Below are 18044 nucleotides of genomic sequence, written 5' to 3' on the forward strand. Positions count from 1 at the left end.
AGTGTATTGACAAGTGAGAAGCTTGTAAAGCACTTATTAGCGCCTTCCGATACATATAGACCAATAGATCAAGGAGAGTGAAACGAAAATGGACAACCCTTCTGTTTTCATTACTAGAAAAGTACCTGAAGATACGATTGCACCGCTGCGTGAAGTAGCAGATGTAAAAATGTGGGATTATGAAGACACACCTGTACCAAGAGAGATTTTATTAGAGGAAGCAGAAACGGCAACAGCCCTTTATACAATCCTTTCTGATAAAATCGATCGTGAATTGTTTGAGCGGGCAAAACATTTGAAAGTCGTCGGAAACCTTGCTGTCGGTTATGATAACGTGGATGTCGGGGCAGCTACTGAACACGAAGTTATTGTCTGTAACACACCGGATGTATTGACCGATACGACGGCAGATCTCGCTTTCGCCCTCCTGATGGCCACTGCTCGCCGGATACCAGAAGCAGAACACTATATCAAAGAGGGAAAGTGGGGAAATTGGAGTCCGTTGTTACTAGCGGGTCAGGATGTTCATCATAAAACCATCGGGATCGTTGGGATGGGGCGGATTGGAGAAACAGTAGCAAAAAGGGCTACCGGTTTTGAAATGGAGATTTTATATCATAATCGATCACATAATGAAAAAGCAGAAAAGGAACTGGGAGCAACATACGCTTCTTTTGATGAAATTCTGGAACGTTCAGATTTTGTTCTGAATTTGACACCGTTGACTTCCGAAACAGAAGGGATGTTCAATCGGGACGTTTTCAGCAAAATGAAAAAGAATGCGATTTTTCTCAACGTAGGTAGAGGTGGTGCTGTCGTTGAAGAAGATCTTGTGGCGGCAATCGAACAGGGAGACATAGCTGGTGCTGGCTTAGATGTGTTTAAGAAAGAACCGATTCCTGAAGATCATCCGTTGGTGCAGCTGCCAAATGTCGTCTGTCTGCCGCATATCGGGAGCGCAAGTGTAGAAACAAGAAAAGCGATGTGCAGCATGACAGCGCGGAATATCAGGAATGTCTTGAAGGGAGAAAAGCCCGAAGCTACAGTAAATTGGGATGAAATCAAATAGTAAGGTGTTTTAGTAAGGCTCTTTTCTAAAAGATTGTTGCTTTTGGGTCATTTTTGTAAAGAACCATCTTGTGCTAGTTGATTGGAGAGCAAGGTGCGAGACTCCTGCGGGATCAGCGGGACAGGTGAGACCATTCCATGTCGCAAGGCGACGAGTGGGCTCACCGCACGCCCCGCGGAAAGCGAGCATCCTGGAGCGGAAATCAACGACTTTCAAGAGCAACAAAGTTGCGAAAACAGCCTTTATTAAAGATTACTACTTTATTAAAAAAGCAAATAGAAAAAAGAGCGGATCTCTATGGTCCGCTCTTCCAATTTATAACACGATCGCTCAGCCAGGCGAAAAAAGTCCAGCTTCGTCAATTTTAAAATACTTGTTCTAATTCCGTTACCCCAGGTACTTCTTCAAGCAATGCACGCTCGATACCTGCTTTCAATGTAATCGTTGAACTTGGGCAGCTTCCGCATGCTCCCATCAATCGAACCTTTACAATTCCGTCTTCGATATCTACTAGCTCAACGTCTCCACCATCACGAAGCAGGAAAGGTCGTAATTTATCAAGTACCTCTTCGACTTGTTCACGCATAAATATCTACCCCTTTCTTATTTTTTATTATAATCATTTTTATGAAAAAATGCTATTGTAAAAAGCTGTTTACCTACATTATTTATCTTATCACATAACAAAAGCGTATGAAATAAGACGTAAGAAAGTTTTTAGCTTAATCTGAAGATTGCTCTTACTTTTCTCAATTACATGAACCTAAATAATAATCAAGCTGAAAAATATACGTGTAAAAAAATGCAAATAAAAGAGAAGCTGTCCCTTAAGAAAGTGTCAGGCACTTATGGGACAGCCCCTATTGAAGATTTAGTTCGTGTGGTATTTGTACATCCATAGAATTCCGGATTTCAGAAGTCGTGGAACTCGGCCGGTAAGGGCTGTTCCTTTCATCATGCCGAAGCCATGCTTTTTCCCAAGTGAACCGAGAACACCTTTCAACTTGATTTTGGGGAGTTTCTCCAAAGGTTCGTCCTTCCAAAGCTTCAACAGCACCTCCACGATTTGATCTCCTTGTCCTTCAGCAAGCTGAGCACTTGGTGCATGAGGGAGGCTTGCGCAATCACCGACGACAAACACATGCTGGTCGTCTGGGAGATGGTGATGAGGCGATAAGACGATGCGTCCAGATTCGTCTTTTTCAACATCCATTTCTCGAACAACCCGGTTCGGCTGGATCCCAGCCGTCCAAACAATTGCGTCACAAGGAATCGCTTCCTCGTTGTTATACAGCATGTTGGGCTCAACACGTGTAATGTTGGATTTGTTGACGACCTCGACACCATGATCGATGAACCACTTTTGTACATAATTACTTAGTCGTTTCGGAAAAGCGGAAAGGATCGTTTCACCGCGGTCGAATAACTTGATTGATAAATCCGGGCGGCTCTCACGCAGTTCACTTGCCAGTTCCACACCGCTTAAACCAGCACCTACTACACCAACAACAGCCTTCGGCGGCAGGTTATTCAACTTCTGATAAGTTTCACGTGATTTATCGATGGTCTGTATGCTTAACGTATGTTCAGGTGCACCAGGGACCCCATGATACTTGTCTTCACAGCCCAGACCGATGATCAAATCATCATATTCTAGAGGTTCGTCGTTTTCGAAATTGATTTTTTTGTTGTCAAGATCGATGTCGGCAACCTCTCCATATTTAACGATGACCCGTGAATCCTCAGGGAAACTCACTCGTATGTGATGATCTGAAACTGTACCGGCAGCAAGCGCGTAATATTCCGTTTTTAAACAATGATATGGCAGACGATCCACCAAGGTAATTTGTATGTCTTCTGGAAGTTCGGAATCAAGTAATCCATGGATTATCTTCATACCGCCATATCCAGCGCCTAAGATGACAAGCTTTTTCATTCTGTCATTTCCCCTTTTTTCGTAAAATCCTTGTATACTGACTTCCAATAATGTCATGACCCGATGAATCAAAGCGTCCTTCGTGTCGTCGGTGTGTGATGTCGACAAAACATAATGGAAATGGCTGTTGCAAACATGGGCACAAGTAGTCAAATCGATTTGTGAACTCAACTCACCTCTTATGCTTCCTCTATTTAAAATCGTCATCCAATACTTGATCAAAGGACTATTATCGGTAATGACGGTCGCCCAAAGATCCCTCGTAAAATCCGAATCAAGATCATAGTACGTTAATAGATGACGGACCAATACTTCCATTTGCTTTTGGAAGGGTTGTGAAAGAATATACCCTTTTCCTAAGAAAATACTCAATGTATGTAAGCGTTCTTCGGCAAAATGCTGCATTAAATCCTCTTTAGAAGGGAAATAATTGAAAAACGTACCTTTTGCAATATTTGCTCTTTCGGTGATTTCCTTGACGCTTGTATGAGCATATCCTTTTTCATAGAAAAGTTCCAACGCAGCTTTGACGATATTTTCTTCAGTGAAAGTTCGTTTTTTGTTGCGGTTCACTTCAAGCTGCATCTCCTTATACACATTTTAAAAAACTGAAGTGTCTTTTCTCAGTTCCACCAATAAATGACCGTGGTCATCTGTAGTATAACGAAATTGTGGTAAATCTACAATAATGATATGTAAAATAATGTTGTTGAGTCAGGTATGTTGACGGAAAACAGTGTAAGGATGTAGGATAAGGATGGAAAGAAAGGTGGTTGAAAATGAGACCAATCATCGAATTCTGCGTAAGCAATCTGGCTAACGGATCCCAACAAGCAAGAGAAATTCTCGAACGGGATCCGAACCTCGATGTAATTGAATATGGTTGTCTCGGAAACTGTGGACAATGCTTTCGATCACCGTACGCTTTAGTGAACGGTGAATACGTTCCGGGTGAAACACCTGAGGAACTTGTCGACAACGTTTATCAATATTTAGAAGAAAACCCGATGTTCTAAGGGTCATATAGATAAACTGGGAAAGATCTCTTTCATGGAAGAGGTCTTTTCTTTATGGTTAGATTTGTAAACTTATATCTTAGTTGACTTTAGTTTGTTTTGAGATCATTCAAGTGAAATTTACGACATTAAGTGGTCCGAGACTTCACCTTTATAAAATATCTTCGACTATAATAATGACCTTCGACTAAATACCACCACGTCCTGTGGTGAACGTCGATGTCAGCAGAAGTATAGCTTCTTAGAATTCTCATCGCAGACACGAAAATCGATTTCATTTTTGTGTTGGCAGCTTGTGCAAATGAGGAGGCTTCCGGTTCGCCCACGTAAAGGGAGTGTATTTCTCGTAGAATTTTACAATTACAGGCACTAAAAGTAGAGTAGTTTTACGAAATAGTATGGATAGATATGGACAAGTGGGGGAATCTACATAATTAAGAAGGCACATGAAAATTTTGGAGTACGTGGAACAATTCTGAAAATAAAATTAACCCTTGTAATTTTGTCGAATTCTGTTACATTATTAATGGTGAAACGTTAGATGTCAGACAACATACCTTGACGCAAAAAGAAAGCGTTTTCGGATTTTTACAATACATTAGGGGAGTGAACATTATGCAATTTGCATGGGGGATCGGTGGTATTTTAACGATCTTGCTGATTGCGTTTCTTGTGTCGAATAACAAGAGGAAAATTCGACTAAGAACCGTATTAGGTGGTTTAGCAATCCAAATCGGATTCGCACTTATTGTTATGAAATGGAGTGCTGGTAAAGCAGCATTGCAAAAAGTCTCAATGGTTGTTCAAAACATTGTTAACAACGCAAATGAAGGAATTAAGTTCCTTTTTGGAGGACTCGTGGCCGAAGACAGCGGTCTTGGATTTATTTTCGCATTCCAAGTATTGACGATCATCATTTTCTTCTCATCTTTAATCGCAGTTTTGTACTATCTAGGAATCATGCAATGGGTTATCCGTTTGATAGGTGGAGCTATTTCTTTCTTATTAGGTACTAGTAAAGCTGAGTCACTTTCTGCAACAGCGAACATTTTCGTTGGACAAACAGAAGCACCATTGGTTGTTCGCCCATACTTGCCACGAATGACTCAATCTGAGTTATTTGCGGTAATGGTCGGGGGACTGGCGTCAGTCGCTGGTTCTGTATTGATCGGGTACAGCTTGCTTGGTGTACCACTTGAATATCTATTAGCTGCAAGTTTCATGGCAGCACCAGCTGGGCTAGTGATGGCGAAAATCGTTTTGCCTGAAACAGAGGTTTCTGAAACAACAGATGAAATCAAAATGGAAAAAGACCTTGAAGCAGTCAACGTTATCGATGCAGCGGCTCGCGGAGCTTCCGATGGATTGAAACTTGCATTGAACGTCGGGGCAATGTTGCTTGCATTCATCGCATTGATCGCAATGGTTAATGGATTGCTTGGTTGGATTGGTGGATGGTTCAACTATGACCAATTATCACTTGAACTGATCCTTGGTTATGTATTCGCTCCATTCGCATTCATCGTTGGGGTACCATGGGATGAAGCGGTACGTGCAGGTAACTTCATTGGACAAAAGCTTGTTCTGAATGAATTTGTTGCATATTCTGCATTTGCACCTGAAATTGGTGAACTTAGTGATAAAACGGTAGCTGTTGTCAGTTTCGCACTTTGTGGATTTGCGAATTTATCGTCTCTTGCAATTCTACTGGGTGGTCTTGGTGGTATTGCGCCAAACCGTCGTCCAGACATCGCGAAACTTGGTGTCAAGGCGATCATTGCTGGATCATTAGCAAATATGCTGAGTGCAGCAATCGCTGGTATGTTGATCTAACTTAGAAGTTTGATGGATAGTCCCTCGCTTTGTGCGGGGGACTATTTTTTAACACTTTAAGAAAATATGAAATACATTAATCAGTATAAGTGCACAAGCTGGTGGCTTCGGAAACAATACATCGCACGAAGGAAAAGCAATTGCTTTTTCGAGAAACTGATGGCTCACCCTGCGCCTGAGGTTTGGCTTTACTATGTTTTCTTTAATTTTACGACGGGCGGAAGTTCTTTAGAGTTATCCTGAAATTTTTAGTCTAGTACACAAATAGACATAACTTTTAATGAGTAAAATGTACCTATTTTCCTGCATTCCATTATCTCAGTAAATGTTATCTATAAAGGTTTTAGATAGTAAAAAGTGATGTTTTCTTTAACAGTAGGAACTATTCATTGTCATTCATCAAAAAGCTGATTATACTAATAAAACAAAGAGAAAAGCAGGGGGAAAAGTATGTCTTCTTTCAGATACACATGGCCGTATGAACGGATGATGAAAGATATTTATATCCAGCAATGCCCGTATTGCGACAAGGAAAATATTTTGACGAATTTAAAAGAAGAAGACCTTCAGAATGCAAAGGAAGGCTTTCGAACATATTTGATCATGCCATGTTGTCATTCGAAAATGACGATTTTAAAGGCGGATGAAGATTATTTTTGGACGACAGAACAACTGCGATGATGGAGGAAGTGGAAAATGGATCAGTTTAACTTCACTAAAATGCACGGACTAGGAAATAATTATATCTATGTAAATCTATTTGAGGAATCACTTCCAGAGGACCGGCTTTCTTCTATCGCAATTTCTGTTTCGAACCAGCATACAGGAATCGGCTCCGATGGTCTGATCCTGATTGGTCCATCTGAGCGAGCAGATGTGCTGATGCGAATTTTCAATAATGATGGTTCTGAAGCGAAAAACTGTGGAAACGGATTACGCTGTGTTGCGAAATATGCCTATGAACATGAACTTGTCGAAGGGGAGGATTTTTCAATCGAAACCCTTGGCGGGATTGTACAAGCACGGGTTCATCCTGAAGGACATGAAGTACATCAGGTTACCATCAATATGGGGGAACCGCGATTGAAGCGTGCTGATCTTCCAATGGTTGATGTAGGAAGTCCTGATGATATCATTTTAAAGGAAAAGATCGAGGTCGAGGGCCATCAGCTTGAAATGACCGGGGTTTCAATGGGTAATCCTCACGCTGTCTTTTTTATTGATGAGATAGGAGGCGCACCAGTTCTAAGTGTGGGCCCGGTCCTAGAAAAAGCGAAAAATTTTCCAGAAGGTGTCAATGTTGAGTTTGTCGAAATAGTTGATGAAAAAGAAATGCATTTTCGTGTTTGGGAAAGGGGCTCTGGTGTCACACAGGCCTGTGGAACAGGAGCTTGTGCAGCGGTTGTGGCTGCTGTCATGAATGATAAGGCAAATCGAAATGACGAAGTTGTGGTCCATTTATCAGGCGGAGATTTATATGTAACATGGACTAAAAGCGGTGAGGTCTTGATGACAGGGCCGGCCGTCACCATTTGTGAAGGAACGTACTATTATGATGGTGAGAACTTGAAATAGCACCAAGACAGTACGATACAATTTTTAAGGTACACCTTTCATCTAGCGTGTATTATGGGAGTGGTGGCGAATGGTTAAGACATCGAAATTGACTCTGTTCAAAAAATATAATGAGCAAATTGAATGCTTGCGCAGTGAAATGATCCGTACCGCTCGTGTATTAGGTTTGAATCATCCCAAAGTATTGTATTATAGCCAGGAAATAGACCGCAGGCATAATGACTTGATCCGGTTGAAGGAAGACTGAAAATCGAGTCTGGATGGTTGAGGTTCTAAAGGTTGAACTGTATACTAGAATATAGAGATATGAAAGGAGTGATCCTGATGATTATTATCACGGAAGCTGCTGCAAATCAAATTAAGCAAATGATGGCTGCTGAAGAAGGAGATAACCTTTATCTGCGTGTTGGCATACAAGGCGGAGGGTGCAGTGGCCTTTCATATGGCATGGGATTTGATAGTGAAGTTCAAGAATCGGATACGACATTTGAACAGCATGAAATAGGTGTAGTTGTTGATGCAGATAGTAAAAAAGCTTTGGAAGGCACAACAATTGATTACAAGCAGAACATGATGGGTGGCGGTTTCACGATCGACAACCCGAATGCAATCGCTTCATGCGGATGCGGTTCATCATTCAAAACCGCAACGAACGAAGGAACACCGGAAGAATGCTGATATATTGTTAACGAGCTGGCACTAATAGGGTGTCAGCTTTTTTTGTTTTTGGGTGGAAAAATTTCCGTTTTCGGACAGCTGTCCCGAATCGCTTGTTAAGGGACAGCTTCGCGCGTTTTACCGTGGCTCTTGTCCCATATCGTCTTGTTAAGAGACAGCTTCGCGCGTTTTTCACCTGCTCGTGTCTCATATCGCCTTGTTTAGGGACAGTACCGCGCGTTTTACCGTGGCTCCTGTCCCATATCGCCTTGTTAAGGGACAGCTCCGCGTGTTTTTCACCTGCTTGTGTCCCATATATCACCTTGTTAAGGGACAGCTTCATGCTTTTTTCTCCTGCACCTGTCCCGAATAACGTTAAAATGATCAATATTAATTTAGCGGAGAGCTTCATTAGTGTATTTCCAATTCTGTAATAAAAATCAGACGGTTTCGGTCATACTAACAGTAAAAAGGAGATGACTGGAACAGTGGTTGAAAAGGCAGATGACAAATCGACACGAGATAAGAAGATCATGAACGCGAACTATATGGTATATGGCTTCATATTAGGTATCCCATTCCTGGGATTACTCATATATCTGATGTATTACCTTCTGTAGAAAGACGGTGCCAGGTACACTTTGAAAACCCAGGCGCAGCAAGGGTTCTGAAATGGTGCCTGGCACCGTGAAAAAACAGCGCTATATCAACGTTTATACTTGGTGCCAGGTACACACCAATCTCAATATAAAAAGACTTCGGCTGGATTGGCCGAAGTCTTTTGGCTTAGAATAGGCTTGTGCTGTGCATGGGTTGTACTTTTGCGTTTGGATCGATGTAGGCTTTTGCGTTGTTGATCGCGGTTGGCGCTTCACCGAATCCTGTTGCAATCAATTTCACTTTCCCGTCGTAAGTACAAATATCTCCAGCTGCGTATATGCCAGGTACATTCGTTTCCATACGGGAGTTCACCATAATGGAATTCTTATGGATTTCAAGTCCCCATTCTTTAATTGGTCCGAGTGAAGAGATGAAACCATAGTTTACAATGAGTGAATCACATTCGATCACTTCTTCGTTGTCGCCTTTGTTTTCTTTTAAAACCACTTTGTTGACACGATTATCGTCACCAATAATATCTTTGATTTGATATGGTGTCTTGATCTGGACTTTGGAATTCATAAGCTGTTCAACACTGTGCTCATGTGCTCGGAACTTATCCCTTCGGTGAGTCAGTGTTACCTCTTGTGCGATCGGTTCAAGCATATTCGCCCAGTCTACTGCGGAATCTCCTCCGCCGCAAACGACAACCTTTTGTCCAGCGAATGCATTGAGATCGTTGACGAAGTAGTGGAGGTTTTTCCCCTCGTAGCTTTTTGCATTGTCATGCTCCAAGCGTCGTGGTTGGAAAGCTCCTACTCCTGCGGTGATAATCACAGCTTTCGAATAATGGACTTCTTTGTCAGTTGTAAGCTTGAAGTTGTTATCATCCATTCTTTCAACTTTTTGCACAGATTGCTCTAATGCTACGGACGGGTTGAACTGAAAAGCTTGTTCTTTCAAATTATCCACAAGATCTTGTGCGAGAACCTTCGGGAATCCTGCAACATCATATATGTATTTTTCAGGATAAAGCGCCGATAATTGGCCCCCCAACTGAGGCATACTTTCGATGATTTTTACCTTTAGCTGTCTCATGCCTCCGTAAAATGCGGTGAATAACCCTGTCGGCCCTCCACCTATGATCGTCACGTCATAGACATCGTGTTGCTCGGTCATATCATTCTACACCCCCAGTTTTCTATTTGTACCCATTATAACCCTTAATAAACGATTTAGAAAAGGGAAAAACTGTGTAATAGGTATGTTCGTAAAAAAGTTCACAGTTATGGGTTGAAAAAAATTTTGAAAAGGTCTAAGATTGACCATGGGACAAATACGGATAAATTGTGACATTTTGCGTAATAGTACGTGAAAAACGTAACAAACTTTTCGAACTAATCTATAAATATTATGATTGTCCAGGATTTTTTTAAAAAATAAAAAGAGGTGGATGAGGAAATGAGTAGACCAAAGATCGTCATTCTAGGCGCTGGATATGGCGGAATAATGACTGCAACTCGTCTCACAAAAGAACTTGGGATGAACGAAGCGGAAATCACGTTAGTAAATAAACATAATTATCATTATCAAACCACTTGGCTGCACGAACCTGCGGCAGGCACCCTACACCACGATCGTACTCGTATGCCGATCAAGGACGTCATCGACACGAACCGTATCAACTTTGTTCAAGATACAGTCGTTTCCATCGACGATAACGCAAAAACTGTCAAGTTGGAAAATGGAGAGCTTACTTACGACTATCTCGTAATCGGCCTTGGTTTCGAGTCTGAAACATTCGGTATTCCAGGAGTAAAAGATCACGCATTCAACATCCGTAGCGTCAATACGGTCCGTAAAATCCGTGAGCACATCGAATATCTTTTCGCTAGCTATAATAATGAGCCGGATCCATCAGACAGCATGCTGACAATCGTTGTAGCGGGTGCTGGATTCACTGGAATCGAGTTCATTGGTGAAATGGCAGATCGTCTTCCTGAACTTTGCGCAGAGTTCGATGTACCTCGTGAAAAAGTTCGTTTAATCTGTGCTGAAGCAGCGCCAACAGTACTTCCAGGCTTTGATGAAGAGCTTGTCGAGTATGCTGTGAACCTTCTAGAAAGCAAAGGTGTCGAGTTCATGCTTGGAACACCGATTAAAGAAGTGACAGAAGACGGTGTTGTTTTAGAAGAGGAAGAAATCAAAGCTGATACAATCGTCTGGACGACTGGTATCCGAGGTAACTCCATTGTTGAGAACTCTGGTTTTGAAACGATGCGAGGCCGTATTAAAGTGGAAGGTGACCTTCGCGCGCCTGGTAAAGACCACGTCTTCATCGTTGGTGATTGCGCATTGATCATCAATGAGGAAATCAACCGTCCGTACCCTCCAACTGCACAAATTGCAATCCAACAAGCATTTACGGTTGCTCGTAACTTGAAAGCACTTATCAATGGTGGTAAGACAGAAACCTTTACACCAGAAATTAAAGGTACAGTCGCTTCACTAGGTAAAGGAGAAGCAATCGGTAAAGTCGGTAACAAAAAGCTTTACGGAGCAACTGCAGCTGCGATGAAGAAAATCATCGATAACCGCTACTTGTTCTTGTTAGGCGGAGTTCCACTCGTTGTGAAAAAAGGTAAACTTAAATTATTCTAAGATTTGATACAATGAGGAGTGAAGCTGAATGAATCAGCTTCACTCTTTTTTATATTTAGGATTTATTATTAATTTTTGCGAAATTCACTCCCTTTCCATGGGCAAATGAAAAGCGAAGCGAACTTTTTAGGCACGTAGGTCATTGGAAAACGGACGGGGATGCTCGAACCAAACAAAGACTTAGTTCAGCGTGGATTCACTCATAAAGATTTTAAATAGATGTGACGAACGCGTATGGAGGCACCATACGACCATTAAAGGAGCAGAATCAGGTTTGATTGTCCGTATGAAGGTTCCATACGACCATTCAAGGAGCAGAATCGGAAGGCGCCATACGACCATTAAAGGAGCAGAATCAGGTTTGATTGTCCGTATGGAGGCACCATACGACCATTAAAGGAGCAGAATCAGGTTTGTTTGTCCGTATGAAGGTTCCATACGACCATTAAAGGAGCAGAATCAGGTTTGATTGTCCGTATGACAGCTCCATACGGACAAACGAAAAGCAAAATTAGGTGTGGTTGTCAATATAGCTCGCTGCCCCCGGGGGAGTGTCGTAAATTCCGCTTCAATTAAACTTAGTCAGAAATCTTCAGTATTATTTAAAAAGCCTATATTTAAAGAAAGTATTTTGTTTATTTGAATTTGTGAATGAGTTTCAAATACATATAAAAAAGAAGGGGGAGGAATCTTTTGAAACGAAAAAGAGAGAACGTCTGGCTGGCAGTTGCAGGTATCGTTAAAAGAAATGATCACTGGTTGGTCGTGAAAAAGAAATATGGTGGGCTGAAAGGGAAATGGTCTTTTCCAGCTGGTTTCGTCGATGAAGGGGAGACGATGGATGAAGCGGTTAAACGAGAAATTTTAGAAGAGACCGGGATTGAAGCGGAAATTACAGGGGTTCTCGGTATGCGATCAGGCGTCATCAAGGAACGAATCAGTGATAATATGATCATTTTTGAACTGACTGCTGTTGGAGGGATATTAAAGGCTCAAGACAATGAAATTGCAGAAGCAGCATTCCGTTCTACACATGAGTTGTTGAAAGATCCTGATTCGTCGCTCATGATTCACTTTTTTCTTGATAACAACAACGCTTCAAACGGTTTTTCGACACATGATTTGGATCCTGGAACCGAATTTGGTTATACAAACTATAAAATCTTCAATTTGCATTAAAAAAGTCCGAAAAACATAAATACAGAGAGGAAAAAACCGTTGTATACGTTTACATGGCGGCATATAGACAAATATCAGATTTTTCAAAAAACTTATAGGATGTTATATTATCTGAAAATTTAAAAAAGAGGTGACATCCATGAAAAAAGATCAAAAGAACCGAAATCCTCAATCTGCTACATGTCAATATTGCAAAGGAATCGGCTACTTCCAACTACTGCTTGGCGGATCAGAAACTTGTGATCATTGCGGCGGTAGTGGACGAAAGCACAATTAAGAGTTATGACAGGTTTTTGAACATGAGTCATTTTATTTAATGGACCCCTTTCGCTAGCATTGACTCGATAGGTTTATATACAGTAAACTAGTCAATGGATATAAAGGGGTGACCATTATGCCGTTAACTATTCCAACACTGATCATTTCCATGCTTTTGTTCATGGTTTTGTTTTTTGGAATCGGCTTTCTGCTCAATATGCTTCTGAGAATGACTTGGGTCATGGCTGTCATTTACCCGATTGTCGTCATCATGATTGTTGACGACGTTAGGTTGACAGAGTATTTTACTGCACCAGGCTCGTCATTTCCTGAATTGATGAATAGCATTGTACACTTGCACTTTTCTGATTTATTAGTTTTATTATTCGGTTTATTAGGTGCTATTCTCTCTGGTGTATCAATCAAAATGCTCAGAGTCAGAGGCTATCAAATGTTCTAGAATGTCATAATTTCATATGAAATACAAGGGACTGACCCATTCATCGAATAAAAACGATGTCTGGGTGAGTCCCTTTTTTCGTTTGCGTTCTTGTACCAGGCACTCCCGAAGAAGCCTTGGGAGAGAAGGACTTTGAAAGCGTGCCAGGCACCGAAAATAAAGCCCGCTATATTAATGTTTCTGCAAGGTGCCTGGCACCGACTGGGAAACGTTGGTGCGATTGACTTCTGTTTCGGTGCCAGGCACACGAGCTGAGGCACACGAGCTGGCACTGGATCTAATTGAATTTTCTGACCATTCATCACTCTCATGAATACTTTCTGGTTATTTTGGAAAGGATTAGGCGTGAGAGGAGTGAAGAGATGCAGTTTGTAAAAACAATCCTGAAACGCACTCTTATGACCTGCTTATTCATCCTGGCTTTATTCACGACACTCAGTAAATTCTCTGGTGTAGAGGCTTCTGGGTTAATGGCATTGACAAATCAAAGAGAAATCTCTATCAATCTTGACGCGGTGGATCATATGAAAAAGAAGACAGCGATGATGTTCAAATCACTGTTCAATACAAAAACACCTTTGTTGTTGGCGAATGAAGCCATCGCAAAAGAAAATCCATTAGCTGAAATGGTAGATACAGGGCGCTATCCTAAAGTAGAAGTTGTTGCGACCGGTTACACAGCTGGTGTCGAATCGACTGGCAAGACAGAAGCACATCCAGCCTATGGCATAACAAAGTCCGGTGTGAAAGTACGTCGTGACCTTTACTCTACGATTGCTGCAGATACATCTGTTTTTCCAATCGGCAGTATTCTGTTTATTCCGGGTTATGGATACGGAGTAGTTGCCGATACGGGCTCTGCCATAAAAAATAAGAAGATTGATCTTTATTACAAGGAAGTCAAGGATGTTTATAAGGAGTGGGGAAAAAAGAAGGTAGAAGTCTACCTTATCAAAAAAGGGAATGGCTCGCTGACAGAGCAGGAGCTTACAAAATTGAATGAACAGGAATCGATGCAAGTTTTCCGTCAGCAGATGTTTCCGCCAAAAGATACTTAACATGACAAAAGCACATACTAAAAAGAGGACCACCCAGGACATCCAATAAATAGAGTTGTTCCGAAGGTGGTCCTCTTTCTGTTTTTACGATCTAGTAGTTTACCCACGAGTTCACCAGACTTAACGGGCAAAACTTCTTCATTACATAAAATGCGCCCAAACCCGGACTCATCCGCAAAACCCTAACCTGTAATCAAATCGGCTTCAACAGAGGATCGCCTTGTTCCTCGCTATAAGCCGGGTAGTGTTCTGGATGGATGATCGAAGCTATTTTTTGTAATCCGATCAAGAGCCTTGGAGATGGTCTGCAAAAATAAGGCTCCTCCAGGACATGGACGTTCTTCGCTTTCATCGCGTTCATGTCATTCCAGCCTGGCCGTTTTTCCAAAACTGCTGGATTAACTTTCTTAGTCTGTACACCTACCCACACAAGGCAGATATGATCGGGTTCTTTTTTCTGTACGGTTTTCCAATCCGTCTGATAACTTGCTGTGTCTTGATCGGCGAAGCAGTTGACAGCTCCAGCCAGTTCACTGATTTCTGTAAGCCAATTTGTTTTCCCCGGTGTGAAAACAGGTTTCGGCCACCATTCCCAATACAATTCCGGTTTCTCATCAATTTTTCCAGCGATCCTGCGATAGTTCTCTATCAGCTCACGATAATGTTCAACGATCTTTTGAGCATGTTCTTCGATTCCTGCTAATTTCCCTAAGGTAATCAGGTCTGAAGCGATCTCTTCCAACGAATTCGGATTGAACACATGAAAAGGGAGGTCCCGTTCCTTCAATCGTTCAATGTTTTTTTCCATGCCAGGTACACTTAATGAGGCAAGGACGAGGTCTGGTTTCAGTGCTTCCACTTGATCGATATCGATATCAAGGTCCGGACCTAATCGTGGGAGCTTGTCGATCTCTGCGGGCCAATCGGAATAATCATCCACTCCGACTAGAGAAGAGGTCAATCCGAGATAAACAGCTAATTCTGTATTACTTGGACAAATGGATACAATGCGGATCTTGCACACCCCCTATTGGACAAAACCGTAATAAATTCCAAAACCTAACCCGATTCCAAGGATTGCTCCGAAAAAAACTTCACTTGGGCGATGGCCGAGCAATTCTTTCAACTCTCTCCGTTTTTCTTCTTCATTCTTTTTAGGCCAATTCTTGATTTCAGTTGTTAAATGTTGAAAATCACGTACCAGTTGGTTCAGGACAATCGCTTGCTCTCCCGCTTGCCAGCGGACACCTTTCGCATCATACATGACGATTACGCTGAATACTACTGTAATCGCAAACAAAGTGGAATCGACCCCTTCTACCAATCCTACCGAAGTCGATAGACATGTGACTCCGCTCGAATGGGAGCTCGGCATCCCACCAGTACTGAAGAATAGACTCCATTCAAGTTTTCTAGATGAAATATACATGATTGGAATTTTGATTGCTTGTGCGAACAAAATTGCAAAAATTGCGCTCCATAATGGATAATTCGTCAATAGTCCCTCCAAGAATGCAACGTCCTTTCTTTATTACAAGTAGTTTAAGTTTATCATACCCTCTATGGAATGATTACCCGGATTTTACGACAGATATGCACGTGGTATGATGGAGGAAGGAGGAGAGGACATGGATTATCCGTTTGAATACTATCAATTCTTCATCAAGTTCAATGAAGGTGATTATTACACATGTCATGATCTTCTTGAGGAAATTTGGATGACAGACAAGCAGAATTTGTTTTTAAAAGGCTTGCTGCAAATGTCAGTCGCGATTTACCACTACGAGTATGGTAATGTAAAAGGAGCTAGGTTGATGTTCCAGCGTGCATTGGAATGTTTCGAGCTTTATCCGAATATGTATTGGGGACTGGATACAGCGGAACTATCCAACTTTGTAAAAGAATGCTTGGAACGGTTACCTCCATTTGATTCCGTACCTTACGATGAGGTTGGGAAACTGCCTGCATTACCGGAAATTTATTTGTATTTAAAAGAAGATGTTTAGGTAAACGAAATATTTCGATATAATGTAAAATAAAAAGAGAACAATAGGGGGAATTAGATGTTTACTGTTAAAAATGGGGTTGACCTCAGGGAAGGATTACATACGTTAGTCGTAGGATTATTTTCAGATGATAAGAAACCAACAGGCATTACTAAAGAAATTGATGATTCACTCAGTGGTCACATCACTGAACTTTTCAAGAGCGAAGAGCTTTCCGCGAAACCAAAAAAAGTGACACGAGTCCATACGTTAGGCGCACTTGGGGTCAAATGTATCTATTTTGTCGGCCTAGGGAAGAAAAAAGATCTTACATACCGTACTGTTCGTGATGCGTTTGGCAGAGCCGCAAAGGAACTTAAGAACAGTAAACAGGAGGATATTACGGTTGCACTTGATTCATTCCACTCAGATCTTGACTTCAAGCAAACCGCACACGCGCTGGCAGAAGCATTCATCCTTGCAACGTACCAATTTGAAGATTATAAAGAAAAGAAAGAAGACAAACGTTATGAATTGAAGGCAATCACTGTCTTTTCTAAAGAAAATGCAACCGCTGTCAATCATGCGTTGAAAACGGGTGAAGCATATGCTGCAGGAACAAATGTCGCACGTGACCTTGTCAATACACCAGGAAACTTGCTGACACCTACAGATCTTGCAGAACAAGCTGTCAATATCGCGAAAAAATATGATTTCGAATTTGACGTCTTGGAACGTGAAGATATGAAGGAGCTTGGGATGGGTGCTCTGCTTGCAGTAAGCCAGGGTTCTGAGCAAGATCCGAAAATGATTGTCGTCAAATATAAGGCGAAAGAAGCATGGGAAGACGTCCTTACTTTTGTCGGAAAAGGTCTTACCTTCGATGCCGGGGGGTATTCCATCAAACCTGCTCTTAACATGCACGAAATGAAATCGGATATGGGCGGCAGTGCAGCTGTACTCGGTGCGATGGAAGCAGTCGGCCGTTTGAAGCCTGACGTGAACATCATGTTCGTCATTCCATCCAGTGAAAACTTGATCAACGGAGCTGCAATGAAACCAGGGGACGTCATCACGTCCATGAGCGGTAAAACCATCGAAGTGACGAACACCGATGCTGAAGGCCGTTTGATTTTAGCTGATGCCTTGACCTACGCAAAAGAACTTGGCGCATCCTATCTCGTCGATTTAGCGACACTGACTGGCGGCGTTGTTGTCGCGTTCGGTGATATTGCATCGGGTGTCATGACAAATGATGAAGAATTTTTCGCGAAGTTTGAGCAATCTGCAGAAGAAGCAGGCGAGTATGCGTGGCGTTTGCCGATGTTCGGCCCTTATAAAAATATCCTGAGAAAAAGCGATGTCGCTGATTTCGTCAACTCAGCAGGAAAACTTGCACATCCGATCCAGGGTGGTGTCTTCCTTTCTGAGTTTGTCGGGGACACACCCTGGCTGCATCTCGATATTGCGGGAACAGCTTACAGTAATAAGACGACTGAACTCGGTCCAAAAGGAGCAACTGGTGTCATGACCCGCTCCATCGTAAAACTGATTGAAAAATTCGATTCGAAATAAGAAACCGAAGATGCTCTCCAGTGCCATGCTGGGGAGTTTTTAATGTATAAGGGCGACTAAGATCCGACCTTCACAAGGCTTGGCCCCGCCAAGTTTCTTTACGCAGATATCTCTGAGTGTAGGACGGACATGTTGACACTCCTGAAAATCCATGTTAGATTGTGTAGGGTTTTAATGCATTA

21 protein-coding genes and 2 pseudogenes are annotated in these 18044 nt (G+C 42.0%); 16 read left to right on the forward strand and 7 right to left on the reverse strand.

The genetic code is table 11. From position 1 onward, the window contains the following. Window positions 1–88: 88 nt before the first annotated feature. On the forward strand, window positions 89–1069 hold the full coding sequence (locus N8M93_RS06470) for a D-glycerate dehydrogenase (protein WP_261130450.1): 981 nt from the start codon (window positions 89–91) through the stop codon (window positions 1067–1069). A gap of 364 nt (window positions 1070–1433) precedes the next feature. Here N8M93_RS06470 and N8M93_RS06475 read toward each other — a convergent pair. From N8M93_RS06475 to N8M93_RS06485, 3 genes and pseudogenes are all read right to left on the reverse strand, one after another. Further along, window positions 1434–1655 (reverse strand): annotated as a pseudogene (locus N8M93_RS06475) (NifU family protein); the annotation flags it as partial. Between the two features lie 285 nt (window positions 1656–1940). Continuing rightward, the gene (locus tag N8M93_RS06480; RefSeq protein ID WP_261130769.1) at window positions 1941–3005 is read right to left on the reverse strand and encodes an NAD(P)/FAD-dependent oxidoreductase; all 1065 of its coding nucleotides are present in this window, start codon (window positions 3003–3005) and stop codon (window positions 1941–1943) included. Between the two features lie 411 nt (window positions 3006–3416). Next, window positions 3417–3590: pseudogene (locus tag N8M93_RS06485) on the reverse strand (TetR/AcrR family transcriptional regulator); the annotation flags it as partial. A 194-nt stretch (window positions 3591–3784) separates the two neighbouring features. On the opposite strand from N8M93_RS06485, the gene N8M93_RS06490 reads away from it, so the two are divergent. From N8M93_RS06490 to erpA, 6 genes are all read left to right on the forward strand, one after another. After that, a complete protein-coding gene (locus tag N8M93_RS06490; protein WP_221566647.1) occupies window positions 3785–4021 on the forward strand; it encodes a YuzB family protein in 237 nt (78 codons plus the stop codon). Between the two features lie 615 nt (window positions 4022–4636). Next, entirely contained in the window at window positions 4637–5854 is a 1218-nt protein-coding gene (locus N8M93_RS06495; RefSeq protein ID WP_261130452.1) for a NupC/NupG family nucleoside CNT transporter, read from the forward strand. Window positions 5855–6304: 450 nt separating this feature from the next. After that, window positions 6305–6535 (forward strand): hypothetical protein, encoded by a 231-nt coding sequence (locus N8M93_RS06500; protein ID WP_261130453.1) that lies wholly within the window; start codon window positions 6305–6307, stop codon window positions 6533–6535. 15 nt (window positions 6536–6550) lie between these two features. After that, window positions 6551–7429, forward strand: coding sequence for a diaminopimelate epimerase (dapF, locus tag N8M93_RS06505; protein ID WP_261130454.1), 879 nt, complete (start codon window positions 6551–6553; stop codon window positions 7427–7429). 70 nt (window positions 7430–7499) lie between these two features. Next, entirely contained in the window at window positions 7500–7676 is a 177-nt protein-coding gene (locus N8M93_RS06510) for an aspartyl-phosphate phosphatase Spo0E family protein (RefSeq protein WP_261130455.1), read from the forward strand. A gap of 77 nt (window positions 7677–7753) precedes the next feature. Beyond that, entirely contained in the window at window positions 7754–8107 is a 354-nt protein-coding gene (erpA, locus tag N8M93_RS06515) for an iron-sulfur cluster insertion protein ErpA (protein WP_396125395.1), read from the forward strand. 7 nt (window positions 8108–8114) lie between these two features. Here the strand turns inward: erpA and N8M93_RS06520 are convergent, their stop codons facing one another. Then, window positions 8115–8498 carry a hypothetical protein gene (locus tag N8M93_RS06520; protein WP_261130456.1) on the reverse strand — a complete coding sequence of 128 codons (384 nt, stop codon included), beginning with the start codon at window positions 8496–8498 and terminating at the stop codon, window positions 8115–8117. A 76-nt stretch (window positions 8499–8574) separates the two neighbouring features. Here N8M93_RS06520 and N8M93_RS06525 point away from each other — a divergent pair, with 76 nt between their 5' ends. Beyond that, window positions 8575–8706: a hypothetical protein gene (locus N8M93_RS06525; protein ID WP_261130457.1), complete on the forward strand. Its 132-nt coding sequence runs from the start codon at window positions 8575–8577 to the stop codon at window positions 8704–8706. A 166-nt stretch (window positions 8707–8872) separates the two neighbouring features. On the opposite strand, the gene N8M93_RS06530 is transcribed toward N8M93_RS06525, so the two are convergent. Continuing rightward, the gene (locus tag N8M93_RS06530) at window positions 8873–9865 is read right to left on the reverse strand and encodes an NAD(P)/FAD-dependent oxidoreductase (RefSeq protein WP_261130458.1); all 993 of its coding nucleotides are present in this window, start codon (window positions 9863–9865) and stop codon (window positions 8873–8875) included. 282 nt (window positions 9866–10147) lie between these two features. Between N8M93_RS06530 and N8M93_RS06535 the strand changes: the two genes are divergently transcribed. The 6 genes from N8M93_RS06535 to N8M93_RS06560 all read left to right on the forward strand — a co-directional run bounded on the left by N8M93_RS06535 (window position 10148) and on the right by N8M93_RS06560 (window position 14302). Beyond that, on the forward strand, window positions 10148–11347 hold the full coding sequence (locus N8M93_RS06535) for an NAD(P)/FAD-dependent oxidoreductase (RefSeq protein ID WP_261130460.1): 1200 nt from the start codon (window positions 10148–10150) through the stop codon (window positions 11345–11347). 274 nt (window positions 11348–11621) lie between these two features. After that, window positions 11622–11744 carry a hypothetical protein gene (locus tag N8M93_RS06540; protein ID WP_261130462.1) on the forward strand — a complete coding sequence of 41 codons (123 nt, stop codon included), beginning with the start codon at window positions 11622–11624 and terminating at the stop codon, window positions 11742–11744. 296 nt (window positions 11745–12040) lie between these two features. Then, complete coding sequence (locus tag N8M93_RS06545; protein WP_261130463.1) at window positions 12041–12526, forward strand: NUDIX domain-containing protein; 486 nt, start codon at window positions 12041–12043, stop codon at window positions 12524–12526. 139 nt (window positions 12527–12665) lie between these two features. After that, on the forward strand, window positions 12666–12803 hold the full coding sequence (locus N8M93_RS06550) for a YuiA family protein (RefSeq protein WP_221566639.1): 138 nt from the start codon (window positions 12666–12668) through the stop codon (window positions 12801–12803). 117 nt (window positions 12804–12920) lie between these two features. Next, window positions 12921–13244, forward strand: a complete 324-nt coding sequence (locus tag N8M93_RS06555) for a YuiB family protein (protein ID WP_261130464.1) — start codon at window positions 12921–12923, stop codon at window positions 13242–13244. Between the two features lie 362 nt (window positions 13245–13606). Continuing rightward, a complete protein-coding gene (locus N8M93_RS06560) occupies window positions 13607–14302 on the forward strand; it encodes a 3D domain-containing protein (protein ID WP_261130465.1) in 696 nt (231 codons plus the stop codon). Between the two features lie 193 nt (window positions 14303–14495). On the opposite strand, the gene N8M93_RS06565 is transcribed toward N8M93_RS06560, so the two are convergent. Next, window positions 14496–15317: a cobalamin-binding protein gene (locus N8M93_RS06565; RefSeq protein WP_261130771.1), complete on the reverse strand. Its 822-nt coding sequence runs from the start codon at window positions 15315–15317 to the stop codon at window positions 14496–14498. Between the two features lie 12 nt (window positions 15318–15329). After that, entirely contained in the window at window positions 15330–15812 is a 483-nt protein-coding gene (locus tag N8M93_RS06570; RefSeq protein WP_261130466.1) for a divergent PAP2 family protein, read from the reverse strand. A gap of 118 nt (window positions 15813–15930) precedes the next feature. Here N8M93_RS06570 and N8M93_RS06575 point away from each other — a divergent pair, with 118 nt between their 5' ends. After that, window positions 15931–16308: a DUF309 domain-containing protein gene (locus N8M93_RS06575; RefSeq protein ID WP_261130467.1), complete on the forward strand. Its 378-nt coding sequence runs from the start codon at window positions 15931–15933 to the stop codon at window positions 16306–16308. Window positions 16309–16365: 57 nt separating this feature from the next. Continuing rightward, window positions 16366–17862 (forward strand): leucyl aminopeptidase, encoded by a 1497-nt coding sequence (locus N8M93_RS06580; protein ID WP_261130468.1) that lies wholly within the window; start codon window positions 16366–16368, stop codon window positions 17860–17862. Window positions 17863–18044: the final 182 nt, after the last annotated feature.

Source organism: Bacillus sp. Marseille-Q3570 (assembly GCF_946151055.1).
GTDB lineage: Bacteria > Bacillota > Bacilli > Bacillales > Fictibacillaceae > Pseudalkalibacillus.